This window comes from Aeromicrobium yanjiei (assembly GCF_009649075.1).
Taxonomy (GTDB): domain Bacteria; phylum Actinomycetota; class Actinomycetes; order Propionibacteriales; family Nocardioidaceae; genus Aeromicrobium; species Aeromicrobium yanjiei.
Genome location: NZ_CP045737.1, coordinates 401,287 through 421,406 on the forward strand (window position 1 = coordinate 401,287; position 20,120 = coordinate 421,406).

Annotated in this window: 20 protein-coding genes and 1 tRNA gene; 15 read left to right on the forward strand and 6 right to left on the reverse strand. The window is 70.5% G+C overall.

Features of this window, described 5'->3' with window-relative positions:
* The first annotated feature begins 39 nt into the window (after positions 1 to 39).
* Entirely contained in the window at positions 40 to 933 is an 894-nt protein-coding gene (locus GEV26_RS02220) for a DUF72 domain-containing protein (protein WP_243838855.1), read from the forward strand.
* Here GEV26_RS02220 and GEV26_RS02225 read toward each other — a convergent pair.
* Positions 893 to 1,687 carry an SDR family NAD(P)-dependent oxidoreductase gene (locus GEV26_RS02225; RefSeq protein ID WP_153651552.1) on the reverse strand — a complete coding sequence of 265 codons (795 nt, stop codon included), beginning with the start codon at positions 1,685 to 1,687 and terminating at the stop codon, positions 893 to 895. The genes GEV26_RS02220 and GEV26_RS02225 overlap by 41 nt on opposite strands.
* Before the next feature lie 108 nt (positions 1,688 to 1,795).
* On the opposite strand from GEV26_RS02225, the gene GEV26_RS02230 reads away from it, so the two are divergent.
* The 4 genes from GEV26_RS02230 to GEV26_RS02245 all read left to right on the forward strand — a co-directional run bounded on the left by GEV26_RS02230 (position 1,796) and on the right by GEV26_RS02245 (position 5,177).
* Positions 1,796 to 1,975: a hypothetical protein gene (locus GEV26_RS02230; protein ID WP_153651553.1), complete on the forward strand. Its 180-nt coding sequence runs from the start codon at positions 1,796 to 1,798 to the stop codon at positions 1,973 to 1,975.
* A 330-nt stretch (positions 1,976 to 2,305) separates the two neighbouring features.
* A complete protein-coding gene (locus GEV26_RS02235; protein WP_153651554.1) occupies positions 2,306 to 3,367 on the forward strand; it encodes a YihY/virulence factor BrkB family protein in 1,062 nt (353 codons plus the stop codon).
* A gap of 140 nt (positions 3,368 to 3,507) precedes the next feature.
* Complete coding sequence (locus tag GEV26_RS02240) at positions 3,508 to 5,034, forward strand: FAD-dependent oxidoreductase (protein WP_153651555.1); 1,527 nt, start codon at positions 3,508 to 3,510, stop codon at positions 5,032 to 5,034.
* Positions 5,031 to 5,177, forward strand: a complete 147-nt coding sequence (locus tag GEV26_RS02245) for a hypothetical protein (RefSeq protein WP_153651556.1) — start codon at positions 5,031 to 5,033, stop codon at positions 5,175 to 5,177. Before GEV26_RS02240 ends, GEV26_RS02245 begins: the two co-directional genes overlap by 4 nt.
* Positions 5,178 to 5,227: 50 nt before the next feature.
* Here GEV26_RS02245 and GEV26_RS02250 read toward each other — a convergent pair whose 3' ends face one another.
* Positions 5,228 to 5,656 carry an Hsp20/alpha crystallin family protein gene (locus GEV26_RS02250; RefSeq protein ID WP_153651557.1) on the reverse strand — a complete coding sequence of 143 codons (429 nt, stop codon included), beginning with the start codon at positions 5,654 to 5,656 and terminating at the stop codon, positions 5,228 to 5,230.
* 210 nt (positions 5,657 to 5,866) lie between these two features.
* On the opposite strand from GEV26_RS02250, the gene GEV26_RS02255 reads away from it, so the two are divergent.
* Together GEV26_RS02255 and GEV26_RS02260 are read left to right on the forward strand one after the other, a co-directional pair.
* On the forward strand, positions 5,867 to 6,703 hold the full coding sequence (locus tag GEV26_RS02255; protein WP_153651558.1) for an SDR family oxidoreductase: 837 nt from the start codon (positions 5,867 to 5,869) through the stop codon (positions 6,701 to 6,703).
* Between the two features lie 105 nt (positions 6,704 to 6,808).
* On the forward strand, positions 6,809 to 7,468 hold the full coding sequence (locus tag GEV26_RS02260; protein WP_208430699.1) for a methyltransferase: 660 nt from the start codon (positions 6,809 to 6,811) through the stop codon (positions 7,466 to 7,468).
* A gap of 18 nt (positions 7,469 to 7,486) precedes the next feature.
* Here GEV26_RS02260 and GEV26_RS02265 read toward each other — a convergent pair whose 3' ends face one another.
* Entirely contained in the window at positions 7,487 to 7,681 is a 195-nt protein-coding gene (locus GEV26_RS02265; protein ID WP_153651559.1) for a CDGSH iron-sulfur domain-containing protein, read from the reverse strand.
* Positions 7,678 to 8,538 (reverse strand): iron-containing redox enzyme family protein, encoded by an 861-nt coding sequence (locus GEV26_RS02270; RefSeq protein WP_243838856.1) that lies wholly within the window; start codon positions 8,536 to 8,538, stop codon positions 7,678 to 7,680. The genes GEV26_RS02265 and GEV26_RS02270 overlap by 4 nt, the downstream gene beginning before the upstream one ends.
* 511 nt (positions 8,539 to 9,049) lie before the next feature.
* Between GEV26_RS02270 and GEV26_RS02275 the strand changes: the two genes are divergently transcribed.
* Both GEV26_RS02275 and GEV26_RS02280 read left to right on the forward strand, forming a co-directional pair.
* Positions 9,050 to 11,932 carry a DUF7507 domain-containing protein gene (locus GEV26_RS02275; RefSeq protein ID WP_153651560.1) on the forward strand — a complete coding sequence of 961 codons (2,883 nt, stop codon included), beginning with the start codon at positions 9,050 to 9,052 and terminating at the stop codon, positions 11,930 to 11,932.
* A gap of 157 nt (positions 11,933 to 12,089) precedes the next feature.
* A complete protein-coding gene (locus GEV26_RS02280; RefSeq protein ID WP_153651561.1) occupies positions 12,090 to 12,779 on the forward strand; it encodes a GAF and ANTAR domain-containing protein in 690 nt (229 codons plus the stop codon).
* 12 nt (positions 12,780 to 12,791) lie between these two features.
* Here the strand turns inward: GEV26_RS02280 and GEV26_RS02285 are convergent, their stop codons facing one another.
* Both GEV26_RS02285 and GEV26_RS02290 read right to left on the reverse strand, forming a co-directional pair.
* Complete coding sequence (locus tag GEV26_RS02285) at positions 12,792 to 13,070, reverse strand: hypothetical protein (protein WP_153651562.1); 279 nt, start codon at positions 13,068 to 13,070, stop codon at positions 12,792 to 12,794.
* A 117-nt stretch (positions 13,071 to 13,187) separates the two neighbouring features.
* A tRNA-Glu gene (locus GEV26_RS02290) sits at positions 13,188 to 13,263 on the reverse strand.
* A gap of 66 nt (positions 13,264 to 13,329) precedes the next feature.
* Here GEV26_RS02290 and GEV26_RS02295 point away from each other — a divergent pair.
* From GEV26_RS02295 to GEV26_RS02320, 6 genes are all read left to right on the forward strand, one after another.
* Complete coding sequence (locus GEV26_RS02295; RefSeq protein WP_153651563.1) at positions 13,330 to 13,680, forward strand: metallopeptidase family protein; 351 nt, start codon at positions 13,330 to 13,332, stop codon at positions 13,678 to 13,680.
* Positions 13,673 to 14,347, forward strand: coding sequence for a pirin family protein (locus GEV26_RS02300; protein ID WP_153651564.1), 675 nt, complete (start codon positions 13,673 to 13,675; stop codon positions 14,345 to 14,347). The genes GEV26_RS02295 and GEV26_RS02300 overlap by 8 nt, the downstream gene beginning before the upstream one ends.
* Before the next feature lie 4 nt (positions 14,348 to 14,351).
* Positions 14,352 to 14,780, forward strand: a complete 429-nt coding sequence (gene aroQ / locus GEV26_RS02305; RefSeq protein ID WP_153651565.1) for a type II 3-dehydroquinate dehydratase — start codon at positions 14,352 to 14,354, stop codon at positions 14,778 to 14,780.
* Positions 14,781 to 14,852: 72 nt separating this feature from the next.
* A complete protein-coding gene (locus GEV26_RS02310) occupies positions 14,853 to 16,226 on the forward strand; it encodes an FAD-binding oxidoreductase (protein WP_153651566.1) in 1,374 nt (457 codons plus the stop codon).
* Positions 16,223 to 17,515, forward strand: a complete 1,293-nt coding sequence (locus tag GEV26_RS02315; RefSeq protein ID WP_153651567.1) for an SAM-dependent methyltransferase — start codon at positions 16,223 to 16,225, stop codon at positions 17,513 to 17,515. The genes GEV26_RS02310 and GEV26_RS02315 overlap by 4 nt, the downstream gene beginning before the upstream one ends.
* Positions 17,516 to 17,624: 109 nt before the next feature.
* Positions 17,625 to 20,090, forward strand: coding sequence for a glycosyltransferase family 2 protein (locus GEV26_RS02320; protein WP_153651568.1), 2,466 nt, complete (start codon positions 17,625 to 17,627; stop codon positions 20,088 to 20,090).
* Positions 20,091 to 20,120 lie beyond the last annotated feature (30 nt).

Below are 20,120 nucleotides of genomic sequence, written 5' to 3' on the forward strand. Positions count from 1 at the left end.
ACGATGGCGTCGAGAGAGAGTCGAGAGAAAGGACCCCGCGTGCCGAGGACGACCGCAGGAACGGTCCGGATCGGCATCTCCGGGTGGACCTACCCGCCGTGGCGCGGGGTGTTCTACCCGCCCGGCCTGCGCCAGAAGGATGAGCTGGAGCACGTCGCCGAGCGGCTCCCCAGCGTCGAGATCAATGGCTCGTTCTACTCGCTGCAGCGTCCCGACAGCTATCGCGGCTGGCGCGAGCGCACGCCGGAGGGATTCGTCTTCTCCGTGAAGGGCGGACGCTTCATCACCCACATGAAGAAGCTGAACGATGTCGAGCAGCCGCTGGCCAACTTCTTCGCGTCCGGTCCGCTCGCCCTCGGGGACAAGCTGGGGCCCGTGCTGTGGCAGCTGCCGCCCAATCTGGGCTTCGACCCCGATCGGCTGCGTCACTTCTTCGACCTGCTCCCACGGACGACGACGGCGGCCGCGCGGCTGGCCGGGCAGCACGACGAGCGCGTGGAGGGTCGGTCCTGGACCGAGACGGACGCGGATCGCGAGATCCGCCACGCCCTCGAGGTGCGGCACGACTCCTATCTGGCTCCGGCGTTCCTCGAGCTGCTGCGGGAGCACTCGATCGCGGTCGTCGTGGCGGACACGGCGGGGCGCTGGCCGCTGCTGCGGGAGGTGACGACGGACTTCGCGTACGTCCGCCTGCACGGCGACACCGAGCTCTATGCGAGCGGCTACGGCCCCCAGGCCCTCGACGAATGGGCCACGCTGATGAGGGGATGGGCCGACCGGGGCAAGGACGTCTACGCGTACTTCGACAACGACATGAAGGTGCGCGCCCCGTTCGACGCGCTCGCGCTCGCGGAGCGACTCGCTGACCTCCTGCCGGAGTCCCCGCCGGACGTCACGTGGGGGAGTTCATCTTCCCGTGCAGCTTCGCCTTGAGGGGATCGGGCAGCAAGGAGGAGAGCGCGGCCTGGATCGCGTTCAGGCGCGTGCCGGTCACCACGTGGTCTCGGCCCTCGAGCATCGCGTCGACACCCTGACGGGCGACCTGCTCGGCGCCGTCCTTGTGGCCCTCGTCCAGGTGGGTGCCCTCCAGGTCCGCACGGTCGAAGAAGTCCGTGTCGGTCGGGCCGGGCATCAGGGCCGTCACCGTGACACCGGAGTCCCGGAGCTCTTGGCGGAGGCCCTCCGCGAAGGACTGCACGAACGACTTGGAGGCCGCGTAGGTCGTGTTGAGGGGGCCGGGCATCTGCGAGGCGATCGACGAGGTGAACAGCAGGCGTCCGTCCCCCTCGGCGACCATCCGCTCGGCGACGGCCTTGCCCAGGTGCACGGTGGAGGTCACGTTGACCGCGACGAGCCGCAGGTGGTCGTCCAGATCGGTGTCGACGAGCGGCCCCCCGACGCCGACGCCGGCGTTGATCGCGGCCGCGGCCGGGCGACGCGGGTCGTCGTCGAGCGCCGCGAGCGTCGCGAGATTGCCCGCGGTCGTCGCCAGGTCGGCCTGCACGGCCCGGGCCGCCGTGATCGCGTCGAGCTCGCGCGCCACCTCGTGGATCGCATCGTCCTCGGCCACCACGATCAGGTCGTAGCCGCGCTCGGCGAGCTCACGGGCGAGCTCGCGACCGATGCCCGACGACGCCCCCGTGACGAGCGCGAGAGGGCGCGCGAGCGAGCGGGTCGTGTCGTCCATGTGGTCAGCTCCTGTGTCGGTGTGCGAAGGACATACCCGTGCCCGGTGCGGGTGATACCCGCGCTGCCGTGAGCCGGCCGGATCCTCGCTGGGCACTACGATCGCCGTGTGCCTGACCTGTCCTACCGCCAGATGCGAGCGCTGGAGGTCGGGGTGACCCAGATGCTGCAGACGATCACCCGACTGCAGGACGACGGCTGGGTGCTCCTGCAGGACTGCGTCTCGATGCGGGGCAAGAAGGTTCGCCTGGTGTTCGGCAAGGCGGAGAGGCACGAGCGGGAGCACTAGCTCCGCGGGCGCACGGTGGGTGGCGCACACCTGAAGGGGCGGACCGTGCGGTCTGCGTAAGCCCGTGGTCCGCCCTCTTCGCGGTGCGTCGTCCGATCCCGTCGCCTGGGCTGTGTGCCCCGGTTCGGGTCTCTCGGACACCATGTCTGTACCCCCGCCCGAGCCGTCTCAAACCACGTGGCGCCCGCGGGGGGCGTGACCGTGGTCACCCACGAGTTGCCGAGGGCTGGATGTTTCCGGGACGTCGTGCCGGGGTATTCGCACCCACGCAGGACTTTTGCCTGTGCACCAGCCAGCGGCCACGACGTCGCCCGAGCCCCAGGGGGACCCATGAGTGCAGCCGACGCCCGCGATCGGACCGAGATCGACCCGGACGACGACCGCAAGCCCGACTCGCCGGCAGACCTGCACAAGCGGTCGTGGCTGTACGTCGTCAAGAAGACCGTGCGCGAGTTCTCGAAGGACCAGTGCACCGACCTGGCCGCAGCTCTCACGTACTACGCGGTGCTGGCGCTGTTCCCGGCCCTCGTCGCCCTGGTCTCGCTCCTCGGCGTCTTCAGCCAGGGCCCGAGCACCGTCGACTCGCTGCTGAAGATCGTGGACCAGATCGGCCCGTCGTCCGCGGTGGACACGCTCCGACCCACGATCGAGCGACTGAGCACCTCCCAGGGCGCGGGGCTCGCGCTGGTCCTCGGTGTCCTCGGTGCGCTGTGGTCCGCGTCCGGGTACGTCGGGGCCTTCGGCCGGGCGATGAACCGGGTCTACGAGATCGGCGAGGGACGGCCGATCTGGAAGCTGCGTCCTCTTCAGCTGCTCGTGACGGTGTTCGCCATCGTCCTGGTCGCGATCGCCGCACTCGCGCTGGTCCTGACCGGTCCGGTCGCCGAGGCAGTGGGCGACCAGATCGGGTTGGGGTCGACCGCGATCCTCGTGTGGGACATCGCGAAGTGGCCCGTGGTGCTGCTGATCGTCGTGGTCATCGTCGCGGTGCTTTACTACGCGACCCCCAACGTCAAGCAGCCCAAGTTCCGCTGGATCAGCGTCGGAGCGCTCGTCGCGATCGTCGTGTGGATCCTCGCCTCGGCCGCCTTCGGTCTCTACGTGGCGACGTTCGCGAGCTACGACAAGACCTACGGGTCGCTCGCGGGCGTGATCGTGTTCCTGCTGTGGCTGTGGATCACCAACCTGGCCCTGCTCTTCGGCGCCGAGCTCGACGCCGAGCTGGAGCGGGGTCGCCAGCTCCAGGCCGGCATCGCTGCCGAGGAGACCATCCAGCTCCCGCCCCGCGACACCCGCAACATCGAGAAGGCCGAGAAGAAGCACCAGTCCGACGTGGCAGACGCTCGCGAGATCCGGGCGGACGCCGGACGGGACGAGAACCACCGGGACTGAGCCCGACGAGAAGGTGGCGATCGGCGGTTGCCGCGCGTCCGACCGGGGTACTTGGCGGCCATGACCCATCCCAGGCCTCGGCAGTCAGCTCGTCACGCAGACGTGACGACCCGCCCTCGATCGTCCGACGGGGGACTGCGGTGAAGCCCGCGACCAGCTCGACGACCTCGTTGTGGCTCGACCGCCCCGAGCCGATCGCCGGCCAGCCGCTGCCCGCCGGTGACCACCTCGACGACATCGTGGTCGGCGCCGGGATCACGGGCCTGACGACGGCCCTGCTGCTCGCTCGGGCCGGCCGCCGGGTCGCGGTGCTCGAGGCCGGGGTGGTCGGCTCGCTCGCGTCGGGCAACACCACGGCCAAGGTCTCCCTGCTGCAGGGCACCAAGATGTCGACGATGCTGCGCTACCAGTCGCAGGAGGTCGTGCGCGCATACGTCGACGGCAACCTCGAGGGCCAGCAGTGGATGCTGCGGTTCTGCGACGACCACGGCGTGCCCTACCAGCTGCGCGACGCCGTGACCTACGCGTCGGCGCCCGAGCAGGCAGCCATGGTCGACCAGGAGCTGGAGGCCACCCAGGCGCTCGGCCTGCCGACGTTCCCCACCAGCCACCTCGACGTCCCGTTCCCCCAGTTCGGCGCGGTGGTGCTGCGCGACCAGGCCCAGATCGACCCCATGGACCTGTTGACCGCCCTGGTCGAGCAGATCCGCTCGCACGGCGGCTCGGTCCACCAGGGCGTGCGGGTCGTGGACGTGTCCTGGTCCGGGCGACGCACAGTGACGCTCGAGGACGGGGCCACGCTGCAGGCCGATCACGTGGTGCTGGCGACGGGCTTCCCGATCCTCGATCGCGGCCTGTACTTCTCCAAGCTCGAGCCGATGCGCTCGTACGCCCTGGCGTACGACGCCCCCGCGGAGTCCGTGCCCGACGGCATGTACCTGTCGGCCGGGCCACCGAGCCGGTCGGTGCGCGACGTCCCGACCGCCGACGGCCGACGCAAGCTGCTGATCGGAGGCAGCGGGCACGAGGTGGGACGCACGCCGTCCGAGCGGGCCAAGGTCGACGCGCTGCGCGAGTGGACCGCCGAGCACTTCCCCGGCGCCGTGGAGACGCACGCGTGGTCCGCCCAGGACTACCAGTCGCACGACGCCGTGCCCTACATCGGACCGCTGCCCCGAGGTGGTGGACGCATCCACGTCGCCACGGGCTTCGACAAGTGGGGGATGGCGTCCGGCGTGATGGCCGGGCGCAGCATCTCCGCGCAGATCCTCGACGAGGCCCCGAGCTGGCAGAAGACCATGAGCACGCGCGTGACGCGTCCGTCGGGCATCGGCCACGTCGGCCTGATCAACGCCAAGGTCGCGGTCGCCGCCGCGAAGTCCCTGGCATCGGCGGAGATGCGGCCCGCGCCGGCCGAGCCCGCCGAGGGTGAAGGCGTCGTCGGCCGGCGGGGGATCGTCCCGGTCGGCACCTCGACAGTGGACGGGACGACCTGTGCGGTCCGGGCGATCTGCACGCACGTGGGCGGCGTCCTCAGCTGGAACGACAACGACAAGACGTACGACTGCCCGCTGCACGGATCGCGCTTCGCTGCAGACGGCACGGTGATCGAGGGCCCCGCCGTCCGCCCGCTGAAGCGGCTGGAGCCCGAGGAGGAGCCCTCATGACGACCACGCCGCAGGACCCGCGCGACGACGTCGAGCCCTCTGACCCGATCGAGCGGCATGAACCCGACCTCGATCCCGGGCTCGCTCCCGATCCGCAGCACGAGGTGCGCCAGAGCCCTCCCGAGGACGCTCCGGGGTCCTGAACCGCCGGTGCCCGCCCGAGCGCGTCGGGCGGGCACCGGCGGGTCGGCGACTAGGCCGAGATCGACGCCTGGTCCTCGCTGGAACCGATCTGGATCTTGCGCGGCTTGGCCCGTTCCACGAGCGGGATGACCAGCGAGAGCACGCCGTTGTCGTAGGCCGCCGAGATCCGCTCGGTGTCGACGCCCTCGCCCAGCGTGAACTGGCGGACGTAGCTGCCCGGTCGACGCTCACGGGTCAGCCACTGGGCGCCCTCGTGGATCGCGGCCGTGCGCTCGGCGCGAATCGTCAGCAGGTGGCCGTCGAGGTCGATGTCGATCGAGCCGGGATCGACACCGGGCAGATCTGCACTGAGGACGTAGCGGTCGCCCTCCTTGAACAGGTCGACGGGCACGGTCCTGGGGCCCGTGCGCAGCTGTGTCGTCAGGTCCTGAGCCAGACGGTCCAGGCCACTGAAAGGATCGAAGGTCATCGAGTTCATGGCAACGCTCTCCTTTCGGTGAAGTTGAGTCGATCCGACTCAACTCAGTCTCGACTTGGCACAGTTATAGGACAGCGACGCGGCGGTCGCAAGCGCGATTTCCTGAAGAGATCCTGAGAAATCTGGAGGTCCACGAGGGCTCCTCGGACGGTGGTCTGGGACGGGCCGCTACGGGGTAGTGAGCACCAGACACCGACCCGTGGAGGAACCATGACCGACTCACCCGCCCAGGACCTGCCCGGCCACGAGAGCGACCTGCAGCCGGCCGCCGACCACGGCGAGCACTCCTACCGGGGCACCGGCCGCCTGCTCGGCAAGGTCGCGATCATCACCGGTGCGGACAGCGGCATCGGCAAGGCCGTCGCGATCGCGTACGCCCGTGAGGGCGCGGACGTCGTGATCGGCTACCTCAGCGAGGACGACGACGCCGCCGACACCCAGCAGTGGGTCGAGCGGGCCGGACGCACCGCGCTGCTGGTCAAGGGCGACCTGGCCGATCCGGCGCACTGCCGCGCGATGGTGAGCCAGACCGTCGAGCACTTCGGCCGGGTCGACGTGCTGGTCAACAATGCCGCGGTCCAGATGTACCGCAAGACGTTCGAGGAGATCCCGGACGAGGAGTGGGACCGCATCATCGCGACGAACCTGAGCGCGATGTTCCACCTCGTGAAGGCGTCGTTGCCGCACATGCCGCACGGCTCGTCCATCATCGGGACCTCGTCCATCAACTCCGACATGCCGATGCCCGAGCTGATCCCGTACGACGTCACGAAGGCCGGCATCGCCAACATGACGGCCGGCCTGGCGCAGCTGCTCGCGGACCGGGGGATCCGCGCCAACAGCGTCGCGCCGGGCCCCATCTGGACGCCGCTGATCCCCACCACGATGCCGCCGGACGTCGTGGACGAGTTCGGCGACATGTCCCCGATCGGCCGGGCGGGTCAGCCCGCCGAGCTCGCCCCGGTCTACGTGATGCTGGCCTCCGACGAGGCGTCGTACGTCTCGGGTGCCCGCGTCGCCGTGACGGGAGGCATGCCTATCCTGTGACGGCGCGTGTCGCCGACCACCCCGGCGGCACGTTTGCCAGATCCACCCGCCGGGTAGAACCCGGGGGTGACAGCGCCGCGCGTCACAGCAGGAGGAGCCCACCACATGCCCCAGAACGACTCGACCAGCGCCGTGACGGCCCCGATGCCGACGGAGACGATCGAGTTCGGCGGTCTGCAGATCGCCTTCGACGACCGGGTGCTGCGGCCGCGGGCGTGGACGATCGCCCAGTCGCAGTGGGCGGCCGACCTGGTGCAGGAGGCCGCGCCCGGACCGGTCCTGGAGCTCTTCGCGGGCGTCGGGCACATCGGCCTCGCCGCGGTGGTGGACTCCGACCGGCAGCTCGTGCTGGTCGATCTCAACCCCGTGGCCTGCGAGCTCGCGCGGCACAACGTCGAGTCCGCGGGCCTCGCGGGCCGGGTCGAGGTGCGCGAGGGGCGGATCGACGAGGTGGTCGGGGACGCCGAGACCTATCCGGTGATCATCGCGGACCCGCCGTGGGTGCCGTCCGCCGGCATCCACGAGTTCCCCGAGGACCCGCACATCGCGATCGACGGCGGTTCCGACGGCCTGGACCTGGCCCGCACCGCGTGCGAGGTGATCGACCGTCACCTCCAGCCGGGGGGCTCGGCCATCGTCCAGCTGGGCACGGTCGAGCAGGCCGAGGCGATCGGCGAGCACCTCACGGACGCACTGGGGTCGGACATCACGCTGGTCGAGACCCGCCGGCACGACCGGGGCGTGCTGGCGCGGCTCGCCCGCTGACCCCGGCCGGGCGGCCGGTCAGCGCTTCGGGATCACCTTGTGGGTGCCGTCGCACCACGGCTGGGAGGCCGACTTGCCGCACCGGCACACCGCGCTGATGGGTCGGGTCGTGCGGTGGTTCACGCCGTCGGCGTCCTGGATCACGTGGTCGCCCCGCACGAGCATCGGCCCGTCCGGGCAGAGGATCACGTCGGGGTGCTCGGGCTCTGTCATGCGGCCCACTCCTGGAGCATGCGGTGGGCGAACCGGTCCTCGAGGTCCAGGCACGTGAAGGCGCCGAAGAAGACGTCGTCGCGCAGGGCCGGCTCGTCCTGCAGCAAGGCGCCGCAGATCGTCCGCACGGCCAGCTGCTCGTGGACCGCGTCCGCCTCGACGTGCTCGGTGTAGTAGCCGATCATCGACTCCGGCAGCCCGAGCCGGTCGAAGCCCTGGGCGATCCGTCGCGACGGGATGCTGCTGGTGACCTCGAAGGCCGCGAGGTGTCCGAGCGAGGCGCCGCGGAGGCGACGGTTGAGGCCGAACAGCGACATCGCGTTGTTCTCCTCGAGCACCTCCAGCGGGACGTCGTCGATGTACGCGCCGTACTCGTTGCGCAGGCCGCAGTCGTCCATGCCGCGGGCGAACAGTGCAGCGTGCAGCTTGGTGGGGTCGCCGCAGCCGTACTCGTCGAACTGCAGCTCCATCAGTGCTGCCTTGGCGGTGTAACCGAGGCGGGGCACGAGCCACGCGCTCGGATCGGACTCCTTGAGGTGGTAGATCGACCGGAGGCGCAGGAGCTCGAGTGCCTGGTCGTAGGTCGCATCCTTGTGGACGAACTTGGCGAGCGACGGACCGTCGTGCTCGGCCACGAACGAGAAGAAGGTCTCGGCGAACTCCCCGTCCGGTGACGTGTCGGGCGCGCGGTCGCGAAGCTCCTGCTCGAACGACGACTCGAGCGAGCGTCGCAGCTCGACCAGCTCGGGCTGCCACTCGCGGGCGTCGTCGACGTCCTCGAAGCCGCGGTAGTGCAGCTCGTACAGAGCCCAGAGCGTGATCTGGAGGTCCTCGTCGTCGTCGGGGAGCGTGCGCAACGCCGCATCCCATGAGGGCGAAGGGGCTCGCATGGACTCGAACACGATCTCGCTGAGGGATCCGCGCCCCTTGGGCGTCAGCACGTGGGCTCCGAGGCGGAGTCGGGTGTGGGTGTCAGTTCTGGCGGCATGTTCTTCCTCGCGATGTGCACAGCTCCCGCCGGTTGCTCGACAGGCGCGTCAGGAGTACCCCGCGGGCCATGTCCCAAGCGCTCCGGGACGGTCGCCCCGGGGTGGGCAGGATCACCTCGCGGCCGTGATGTGGCTGTTGCTGTCGGCCCCTAGGAGGAGCCCGGGTCGCTACCTTACCCGCGCACGGGCAGGGGTCGAAGGACCCTGCTCTCCCGGGGCGATCCGGGCACATGGTGGAGCATCGTGCCTCGTCCGGTCAGTGGATGCGGAGACAGAGGCACTGGTTCCTGAGGAGGACGCCATGCCGAACCTACGACGAGTGGTCAGCGGGACAACGGCCTGCCTGATTGCGGCGACGGCACTGGCGGTCGTGCCAGACGTGAGCAGGGCGCCGGCCTCCGCAGATCCCCCGACCGGGGGCAGCACCATCGTCTCGGAGACCTTCACCGGTGCGACGGTGCCCGACCCGGCCTGGACCGTGCAGGGCAGGACCTGCCTGACCGGCGCCACCGCCGCCCCCCCGGCCGGCGCAGCGAACATCCCCACCTGTGCGAACGCCCGGGTGGGCGACGTGCCGGCGATCGGGACTCCGGGATACCTCCAGCTGACCGACGAACAGCTGCAGACCGCCGGGAGCGTGCTCTACAACCGACCGGTCCCCGCCAGTGCCGGTGTCTCCATCACGTTCGACCAGTTCCAGTACGGCGGCACCGGCGCGGACGGCATCGGGTTCTTCCTGGTCGACGGCGCCACCGACCTGACGGCGACCGGAGCGCCGGGAGGCAGCCTCGGATATGCCCAGCGGCGGGCCGGGCAGGGCGAGTTCGAGCCCGGGGTGGTCGGCGGACTGCTCGGCGTCGGGCTCGACGCGTTCGGCAACTACTACAACGACGGCGAGGCCCGGGGCACCGGTTGCCCCGCCGACCAGCGTTCCCCGTCCACCGCCAATGGGCCGATAGCGCCCAACGTGATCACCCTGCGCGGCCCGGGTCAGGGGACCGTGGGGTACTGCTACCTGGCTTCGACCACGCCTCCGGCGCCGGCGGACCCGGACAACCCCGGGTCGACCCTGAACGGGGGCACCGGGACGCTGCGTGCCACCACCCGGGCCGGCTCCTGGCGCCAGGTGAACATCCAGGTGACGCCCGCGCCCGAGCCTCGGGTGATCGTCCAGGTCCGGTACAACCCGGCCGACGCGGACGACCCCTGGATCACCGAGCTGGACGTGCCGGCTCCCGCGGACCTGCCGAGCACCTACAAGTTCGGCCTCTCCGCCGCCACCGGAGGGCAGAACGACGTGCACCTGATCCGCAACGCCGTGGTGCAGTCGGTCGTACGGCTCTCCCAGCTGCAGCTGGAGAAGCAGGTGGACAGGTCCGGCGAGCCGCTGCCAGCGGTGATCACCGCCGGCACCGTGATCCCGTACCAGTACACGGTGACCAATGCCGGCCAGGAGACCCTGTCGACCCTCGACATCACCGATGACCGGATCACCGGAGCGATCACTTGTGACAGCACGACGCTGCCGCCGGCCCCCGCTCCAGGCTCCACGACCGTGTGTCGCGGCACGTACACCGTCACGGCGGCGGATGCGGCGGCTGGTTCGGTCGTGAACATCGCCACCGCCACGGCGGTGAGTCCCGGGGGCGACGACATCACCTCGCCGGAGGCGACCGTCACGGTCCCGCTGGTCTCACGGCTCGCGCTCACCAAGACGGTGCAGACACCCGGGCCCTACGTGGACGGGACGGAGGTCGAATACGGGTACACGGTGACGAACACCGGCGGCTCGACGGTGACCAACGTCGACGTCACCGATGACCGCGTCAGCACGGACGCACTGGTCTGCGAGGACAACGTGTTGGATCCGGGGGCCTCCACCACCTGCACCGGCACCTACGTCGTCGACACCGAGCAGGCGGACGCGTCGGGGCGGATCGTCAACACCGCCGTGGCCAGGGGTGAGACCCCGATCGGTCAGGCGGTCGAGTCACCCCAGGCGCAGGCGGCGATCAGGGTCGGCCCCGACGACCCGGCTCTGAGCCTGGAGAAGACCGCGAGCCCCACCACCGTCACGGCGGTCGGCCAACGGGTGACGTACTCGTTCCGGGTCACCAACACCGGCAACGTACCGATCGGGGACGTGGCAGCCGTCGAGGACAGCTTCACCGGTTCCGGGACCTTGCCGGCCGCGACGTGCCCCGCTGAGCCGGCTCAGCTGGCACCCGGCGCCAGCGTGGTCTGTACCAGCGTCTACACGGTGACGGCGGCAGACCTGAACGGTGCGGGGCTGCGCAACACGGCCCGAGGGACCGGCACGGACCCCGCCGGGGAGGACATCTCGTCGTCGCCCGACTCCGCCGTCGTGCAGGTGGACGCGCCCGTCGCCGCCCAGCCGCGGATCCGCACCCGCACCTCGCAGCAGCGGGTCAAGCCGGGGCAGTCCTTCCACGACCGCGTCCAGGTCACCGGCCTCGCCCGGGGAACCTCGGTGCCCGCCACCGCGCGGCTCTACGGCCCGTTCAGGTCGCTCTCGCGAGCGTCCTGCCGCCCGGCGCACCTGGCGCGCACCGTGACGTGGCGTGCCACGAGCGGCTGGTCCAGGACCCCGGGGGTGAAGCTCTACGAGCCGGGCGTCTACACCTGGCAGGTGGCGACCAGGAGGACGGACGCCAACCGGGCGGCCTCGTCGCGGTGTGGCCTCGCGTCCGAGACCACGACCGTGGCCAAGCCGACGTACCCCGTGCCGGTGGTCGACGGCGGGTTCTCCGGCATCCTCGGTGGACCGAAGGCCTCCCGGGCCGCTCGGTTCGAGATCAGGGCGAAGGGATTCGGCTTGCGCGCCCGGGTCACGCCGACGACGACCTCCCATGGTCGGATGAACCTGCCCGACAACGTGGCCGTGACCGCCTGGCTGCGGAAGTCGGCAGGATTCGGCGACAAGATCGGCACTGCGGTGGTCGCCGGGCACGTCTCCGACCGGCGCGACCGCCACGGAGCCATGTGGGGACTGCGGCGGGCCCACCCTGGTCAGACGGTGACGGTGCGCAGCGCCGGCAAGACGTACCGGTACAAGGTGACCGAGACCAAGAAGTACGACCGGACCCGGAAGCTGCCAGCGCGGTTCTTCAGGACCGTCGGGGCCCACCGGCTGGTGCTGATCAGCTGCACTGACCGGGTCGTCTACCGCAACGGGCGCTTCCACTACACGAAGTTCCGGGTGGTCGTGGCCAAGCAGGTGGGTCAGCCGTCGGGTCGTTAGGAGCGCCAGCACGACAAGGGATGATCACCCTGCGTGATCATCCCTTTCGTGCAGTCCAGATCGACGTCGAGGATCGTCGCGGTATGTGCCCCGAGCAGCCCGCGTGATCCAGCTGCGACGGCCACGGGGTGCTCTTGGGTGGCGTAAGGTCGAAGGGGTGAGCGATCAACGCGACCAATTCTCCGACGTGGTGCGAGCCATGCGGGCCAGCGACGCCGTCGACCGCAGCATGGAGGCCGCGGTCGCGGGCGCCGTCGACCTGATCCCGAACGTCCGGCACGCCGCCGTGTCGATGGTCCGCCGCGGCAAGAAGGTCGAGACCGTCGCGGCCACCGACGATCTCGTGCGGCGGGGCGACGCCCTGCAGTACGAGCTCGAGGACGGCCCGTGCCTGCAGTCGATCTGGGAGGAGGAGACCGTCCAGAGCGACGACCTCGGCCAGGAGCACCGCTGGCCGCTCTGGTCGCCGCGGGCAGCGCAGGAGCTCGGGGTGCGCAGCATGCTGTGCCTGCAGCTGTTCGTCTCCGGCGACACGATCGGCTGCCTCAACCTGTACTCCCGGGAGCCTGACGCCTTCGACAGCCACGACCGGACGGCGGCCCACGCGCTGGCGGCGCACATCGCGGTCGCGCTCTCGGCGGCGCGCAAGATCGAGAATCTCGAGAGCGCAGTCGTCAACCGCACGCTCATCGGCCAGGCCCAGGGCATGTTGATGCAGCGCTACGAGATGGATGCCGCGGCGGCCTTCGCGGTGCTCAAGCGGGTCTCGCAGACCGAGAATCGCCGGCTGCACGAGGTCGCGAAGGAGCTCGTCAAGCGCGGGGTCGGGAGCGACTCGCTCGGCTAGAGCGCGGTGCCGTCAGCCTTGGCGCGAGCGCAGCCGGGCGGCGTCGGTGGTGTACGTCAGGACCGCGAGCGGGTCCATCGTCATGACGACCCGTTCGGCCTGCACCTGCAGCGAGTGCGACGAGCACTCCACGACGATGAACCAGCTCGAGTCGGCCTGGGTGCCCAGCGCCGTGACGCCGTCCCATCCCAGCTCGAGGAAGGTCGACAGGACGCGTTGCTGGTGGAGGCCGCCCTGGACCCGATAGATCTGCAGGGTCCAGTCGGCGGAGTGCGGCGAGTGCAGGCGCATGATGCTCCCTAGGAGGGGAATCACCGACTGCTGTCTAACCGGTTGGTCCATGGTGGCGTCCAGGCTGACTGCTCGCAACCCAAATGGGAAAGCAGCACCGCACGACGCCGTGTCGAGTGGCACCCCCAACGGGATTCGAACCCGTGCTACCGCCGTGAAAGGGCGGCGTCCTAGGCCGCTAGACGATGGGGGCCGGAAACGCGTTCAGCATAGAGGGTGAGCTGGCGCGACGCGAAACCGCATCAGGCAGGATGGGGCCATGATCGAGCTGAGCGAGGACCGGTTCGCCGAGCTGGTCGAGGACGCCTTCGCTGCGGTGCCCGAGGAGCTCGCGTCGCTGCTCGACAACGTCGTGCTGTTCATCGAGGACGACGCACCCGCCGACGACCCGACCCTGCTGGGCCTCTACGACGGCATCCCGCTGACCGAGCGCGACAGCACGTACGCCGGCGCGATGCCGGACCGCATCTTCGTCTATCGCAACCCCACGCTGGCGATCTGTGACACCGAGGAGGACGTGATCGAGGAGGTCGGCATCACCGTCGTCCACGAGATCGCCCACCACTTCGGCATCGAGGACGACCGCCTGCACGAGCTCGGCTATGCCTGAGCCGTCGACGCTGCTGGTGCGCCGGGCTGCCGAGCGGTTCCACACCGTCGGCGACGGCGTCGAGACGTGGCACAGCTTCTCGTACGGCGTGCACTACGACCCCGAGCAGATCGCCTTCGGACCGGTCATGGCGATCAACACCGAGCACGTGGCCCCCGGCCGCGGCTACGACCTGCACACCCACGCCGACGTCGAGATCGTCACCTGGGTGCTTCACGGCGTGCTCCGCCACGAGGACTCAACCGGGCACAGCGGCGAGATCCGCCCCGGGACGGCCCAGCGGCTCAGTGCGGGCACGGGGGTCCAGCACTCCGAGCGCAACGCCTCGGACGTCGAGCCGCTCGTCTTCGTGCAGATGATGCTGCGGTCCGATCACGACGGCCCGCCGGCGTACGCCCAGCAGGGCGTGGCGCCGATCCCCGGCAAGCTCATGCCCACCGTCGAGGTCCACGCCCGGGCCGAGCTGCTCGCGGTCAGCGTCGAGGCCGGGCAGTCCGTCACGGTGCCGGCCGCCCCGCGGAGCCTGGTCGTCGTCACGGGCGGCACGATCCACTGCGGCGACACCGATCTCGCTCCCGGCGACGAGGCGCGGCTGACGGCCGTCGGTGAGTACGATCTGAGGGCGTCCAGCGCCGCGACCGCGCTGATCTGGCAACTGCAGAGGTGACCCGATGACCGTCCTCGTCCTCAACGGCCCCAACCTGGGCCGTCTCGGCGTGCGCGAGCCGGCCGTCTACGGCACCGCGACGTACGCCGACCTGGTCGCTCGCTGTGAGCAGGTCGCCGGGGAGGTCGGCGTCGACGTCGACGTCCGCCAGACCGACTCCGAGGCCGAGATGATCGGCTGGCTGCACGAGGCGGCCGACGCTGGCTCGCCGGTCGTCCTCAACGCGGGCGCCTGGACGCACACGTCGATCGCGGTGCGTGACGCCGCGACGCAGCTCGCGGCTCCGTTGGTCGAGGTGCACCTCAGCAACGTCCACGCCCGCGAGTCGTTCCGCCATCGGTCGTACCTCAGCGACATCGCCGCGGCGGTCGTGGTGGGCATGGGGATCGAGGGCTACGCAGCCGCAGTTCGTTTCGTCGCGCAACCGCTTTAGGGACCACCCGCCCTGTTCGGCGCGTAGCGATCGGCAATAGCCTGTGCTGGGCAACTAGAGCTGGGAGCGCACGTGAGAGGTTGGCACGCACACCGCGAAGCCGTCGACACCCTGGTGGAGTCCTATCGAAGGATCCCGCCGGGTTCTCGGATTCGACTGGCGAAGAAGACGTCGAACCTGTTCCGCCCCCGCGCCGGCAACGACGTCCCGGGCCTCGACGTGAGCGGTCTCGACGGCGTCATCGCGATCGACACCGCGGCGCAGACCGCCGATGTGCAGGGGGTCTGCACGTACGAGGACCTCGTCGCCGCGACCCTGCTGCTGGGGTTCATCCCCTACGTCGTCCCCCAGCTGCGCACGATCACCCTCGGCGGCGCGGTCACGGGCCTGGGCATCGAGTCGACCTCGTTCCGCAACGGGCTGCCGCACGAGTCGGTGCTGGAGATGGATATCCTCACCGGCTCCGGCGAGATCGTCACGGCGACGCCGGACAATGAGAACAGCGAGCTGTTCGAGGCGTTCCCCAACTCGTACGGGAGCCTCGGCTACGCGACGCGGCTCAAGATCAAGCTCGAGCAGGTGCCGCCCTACGTGACCCTGCGGCACGTCCGCATGGCGGACGCGGCCCAGGCGATCAAGACGATCGAGTCGATCGCCGAGACGGGGGAGTGGCACGGTGAGCGGGTCGACGGCATGGACGGCACGGCGTTCTCGCCCGACGAGATCTACCTGACGCTGGCCCACTTCACCGACACGTTGCCGTCGGGCGGTCCCGGCTCCCTGAGCGACTACACGGGCCAGCAGGTCTACTACCGCTCGATCCAGCAGCGCGAGACCGACGCCCTGTCGATCAACGACTACCTCTGGCGCTGGGACACCGACTGGTTCTGGTGCTCAGGCGCCTTCGGCGCCCAGAACCGGTGGATCCGGCGCATCTGGCCCGCGCGGTACCGCCGCAGCGACGTCTTCCACAAGATCGTCGGCCTCGACGAGAAGCTCGGGATCATCAAGACCCTCGACAGGATCAAGAAGATCCCCGGCCGCGAGCGCGTCATCCAGGACGTCGAGGTGCCGCTGGAGAGATTGCCCGAGTTCCTCGAGTGGTTCGACGCCGAGATCGGCATGCGCCCGGTGTGGCTGTGCCCCCTGCGCACCACCCGCAGCTGGCCGGCGTACCCGCTCGAGCCGGCCACGACCTACGTCAACGTGGGCTTCTGGGGCACCGTCGAGGTGCCCGCGGACGCACCGGCGGGCTTCGTGAACCGCAAGGTCGAGGAGGCCGTGCACGCGCTGGGTGGCCACAAGTCGTTGTACTCGGAGGCCTTCTACGACCAGGAGACGTTCGACCGGATGTACGGCGGCGAGGTGCTGGCCGCCGCTCGCAGGAGATATGACCCGGAGAGCAGACTCAGCACCCTGTTCGAGAAAGCGGTGAGGAATTCATGACCACCACGGATGTCGCAGTGCGGCTGTCCATCGCGGACGCCCTCGGCAAGCTCATGAAGGACGGGCTGCCCTTCAGGTTCGAGGCCTTCGACGGCAGCTCGGGCGGCCCCATCGACGCGCCCTTCACGCTGCGGCTGCTCAACGAGCGTGGCCTGTCCTACCTGATGACCGCGCCGGGCGACCTCGGGTTCGCTCGCGCGTACGTAGCGGGGGACCTCGAGCTCGACGGGATCCACCCCGGTGACCCGTACGACGCGATGGTCCTGCTCATGAGCCAGCTGCGCTTCAAGGTGCCCTCGGCGTCCGAGATGGTGCAGATCGTGCGCGGTCTCGGCTTCGGCAACCTCAAGCCCCCGCCGCCGCCTGCGGAGGAGCACCTGCCCAAGTGGCGACGTGCGCTGGAGGGCATGCGGCACAACAAGAGGCGCGACGCCGAGGCGATCCAGCACCACTACGACGTCTCCAACCGCTTCTACGAGCTGGTCCTGGGCCCGTCCATGACGTACACGTGCGCGGTGTTCCCGACGCTCGACTCGACGCTGGAGCAGGCGCAGCACGAGAAGTACGACCTCGTCGCGCGCAAGCTGGACCTCAAGCCCGGCCAGCGGCTGCTCGACGTCGGCTGCGGCTGGGGCGGCATGGTCCGCCACGCGGCGAAGCACTACGGCGTCAAGGTCCTCGGCGTGACGCTGTCGCGCGAGCAGGCGGCCTGGGCGCAGGAGCAGATCAGGCGCGAGGGTCTCGAAGATCTCGCGGAGGTCCGCTTCCAGGACTACCGCGACGTCACCGAGACCGGCTTCGACGCGATCAGCTCGATCGGCATGACCGAGCACATCGGGGTCAAGCAGTACGACGACTACTTCGGCTTCCTGCACAGCCGGCTCAAGGTCGGCGGGCGGCTGCTCAACCACTGCATCACCCGGCCGAACAACAAGATCACGACGACGGGTGCCTTCATCGACCGCTACGTGTTCCCCGACGGTGAGCTCACGGGCGTCGGGCGCATCACGATGGCGGCGCAGGACGCGGGCCTGGAAGTGCGCCACGTGGAGAACCTGCGCGAGCACTACGCCATGACGCTGAAGGGCTGGACCGACAACCTGGTGGCCAACTGGGACGAGGCGCTCGAGGAGGTCTCGGTCGGCCGGGCCAAGGTGTGGGGCCTCTACATGGCCGGCTCGCGTCTGGCCTTCGAGCGCAACGAGATCGAGCTGCACCACGTCCTCGCGGTCAAGACCGACGAGCGCGGCAACGCCGACTGGCCGCTGCGCCCGACCTGGCTCAGCTGAGCGACTCCGCTCCCGCGGGGCAGGACGCCGGTGCACCGGTCGCCTGCCTCGCGGCATCGGCGCGGTCGATAGTCTTCGATCGACGACGACCCAACCGATCGGGAGAGCCGTGAGCGACCACCTCGACGTCCTGCGCGAGCAGATGCGCTACATCGACGTCGACCCGTACTCGGTCGCGTCGACCGCGATCCGGTTCGGCTTCCCGGGGGCGCTCGACCTGCTGTCGCTGATGGCGACCGACGGGCGCGAGGACTACGCGTCGCTGACCGCGACTGCCGAGCGGTTCGCGGCGTCGGGCGCCCTGCGTGCCCCCGACGAGCTGCGCGAGCGGTACGCCGCACGCCCCGTCGGCGCGCTCGCGCAGGCGCTGGTCGGACGCGCGTACCGCGACCCCGACTACGCGTCCTCCGCACGGATGCACCGTCTGGCCCACGCCCTCGGACCCGTCGACGACCAGCCCACGGGCTTTCCGCGGCTGCTGCTGCAGACCCAGCTCGCAGCGGGTCAGCACGCCTTCCTCGACGCCCTGCTGGCCGACGACCCCACGCTCGCGGACGACCACCTGGCCTGGGTGATCCGCACCGACCGGCTCGGCCCCGCCGTGACCGGCGCGGCGTTCGACGCCCGCCGGTGGAGCGAGTCGTTCACCGAGATCTTCGCTCCGCACGGGGTGACGCCCGTGCGCCTCGGCGACTCGGACCGTCCGGTGTTCGATCGTCTCGAGACGGCCGCCGTCCCGCCGGCCGTCGACCCGGGGGACGGGCCGCTGGTCACGGTCGTGATGTCCGTCTACGCCCCCGACGAGAGCCTCGAGACCGCGGTGCGCTCGATCCTGGCGCAGACCTGGACCGCGTTCGAGCTGCTGGTCGTCGACGACTGCTCCCCGGCGGAGTTCACCGCCCGCATCGACGCGGTGGCCGACTGGGACCCCCGCGTCCGGGTCCTGCGCATGGCCGAGAACGGCGGGACGTACCCGATCCGCAACCGGGCCCTTGCCGAGGCCCGCGGCGAGCTCATGACGTTCCAGGACTCCGATGACTGGTCCCATCCCGAGCGGCTGGCCCGCCAGGTGGCGGTGCTGGTCGACCGTCCCGAGGTCGTGGCCACGCTGAGCTCGTGGGTGCGCCTCACGCCCGATCTCGTGCTCAACCGGGTCGGCTACGGCGCGACCCGCGTGAACGCCTCGTCCATGATGTTCCGCATCGCGCCGGTGCGTGAGCGGCTCGGCGGCTTCGACCCCGTGCGCAAGGACGCGGACTCGGAGTTCCGCAACCGGCTCGAGACGGTCTTCGGCGAGGAGGCCGTCGTCCCGCTGCCCGACATGTGCGCGGTCGCCCAGCTGACTGCCGACTCGCTGTCCCGCGACGACTTCTCCTTCGGCTGGCGGGCGGCGACCCGTGACGCGTACGGGGTCGACGCGGGCCACTGGCACCACCGCATCGCCGCGGGCCGGGTCTCGCCGTTCCTCGACCCGCAAGGGCCGCGCCGGTTCCCCGCGCCGGCCTCGTTCCTGACCCGCACTCCGGCGCCCGTGACGTGCGACGTCGCGTACGTCAGCGACTGGCGCACCCGCATTAACCGCTACGACGCGGCACCACGTCGCGTGCGCGCGCTGACCGAGGCCGGGCTCGACGTCCACCTCGGCCAGGCGATGAGCCTGCGCCATGCCTTCCGCATCCGGCGCAACACGTTGCCCGACGTCCTGGACATGCGCGCGTCCGGTGAGGTCGGCTGGCTGGTCTGGACGGAGCCCGTCCACGCCGGGGTCACCTTCGTCGACTCCCCGGAGCTGCTGATGTTCCCGCGCAGCACCGAGGGGGTGCGGCTGACCACGGGGCGGCTCGTCGTGGCGGCCGGCACGCCGACGCGGGTGCCCCAGCGGGACTGGACGCTGTACGACCCGGCCACGGTCGAGCGGGCGGGCCGCGAGCTGTTCGGCGTGGACGTCGAGTGGTTGCCGGCACACGACGGCGTCGCGGCCGATCTGCGCAGCCATGGTGCAACGGCGACGATCCTGCCGCCGCGCAGCATCGGCGTGGTCGACCCGGGGGCGCGGCGGGGCAGTGGGGCCCGCCCGCGGCCGGTCGTCGCGACCGCGCAGCTCGAGCGGATGAGCAAGAACCGCCTGAAGGGCACGCAGATCGTGCAGTGCCTGCCCCCCGACGCGGGCTACGACGTGCGGATCCTCGACGATGACGACGTCGTGCCCGGCCTGTTCCGCAAGAATCCCGTCCCCGAGACCTGGACCCTCGTCCATGGCGTCCCCCTCGCGGACTTCCTGTCCGAGGTCGACTTCTACGTCGGCTACGCACCTGACGCGTGGGGCACGGCTCCGACGTGGCCCATGCTGCAGGCACTCGCGGCGGGCGCGGTCCTGGTCGTCGACCCCCGGCACCGCCCGGCGCTCGGTGACGCCGCGGTCTACGCCGACCCGGCCGGCGTCCGCGGCGTCGTGGACGCGCTGGCCGCCGACGCGACGGCGTACGCGGCGCAGCGGGCGAGGGGCGACGCCTTCGTCCGCTCCGAGCTGGACCCCGCCCGGTTCGCCGCGTTCGTGGCCGGTCTGCGCGGCTGACTGGACGGCGCGAGTGACTAGGCTGCACGA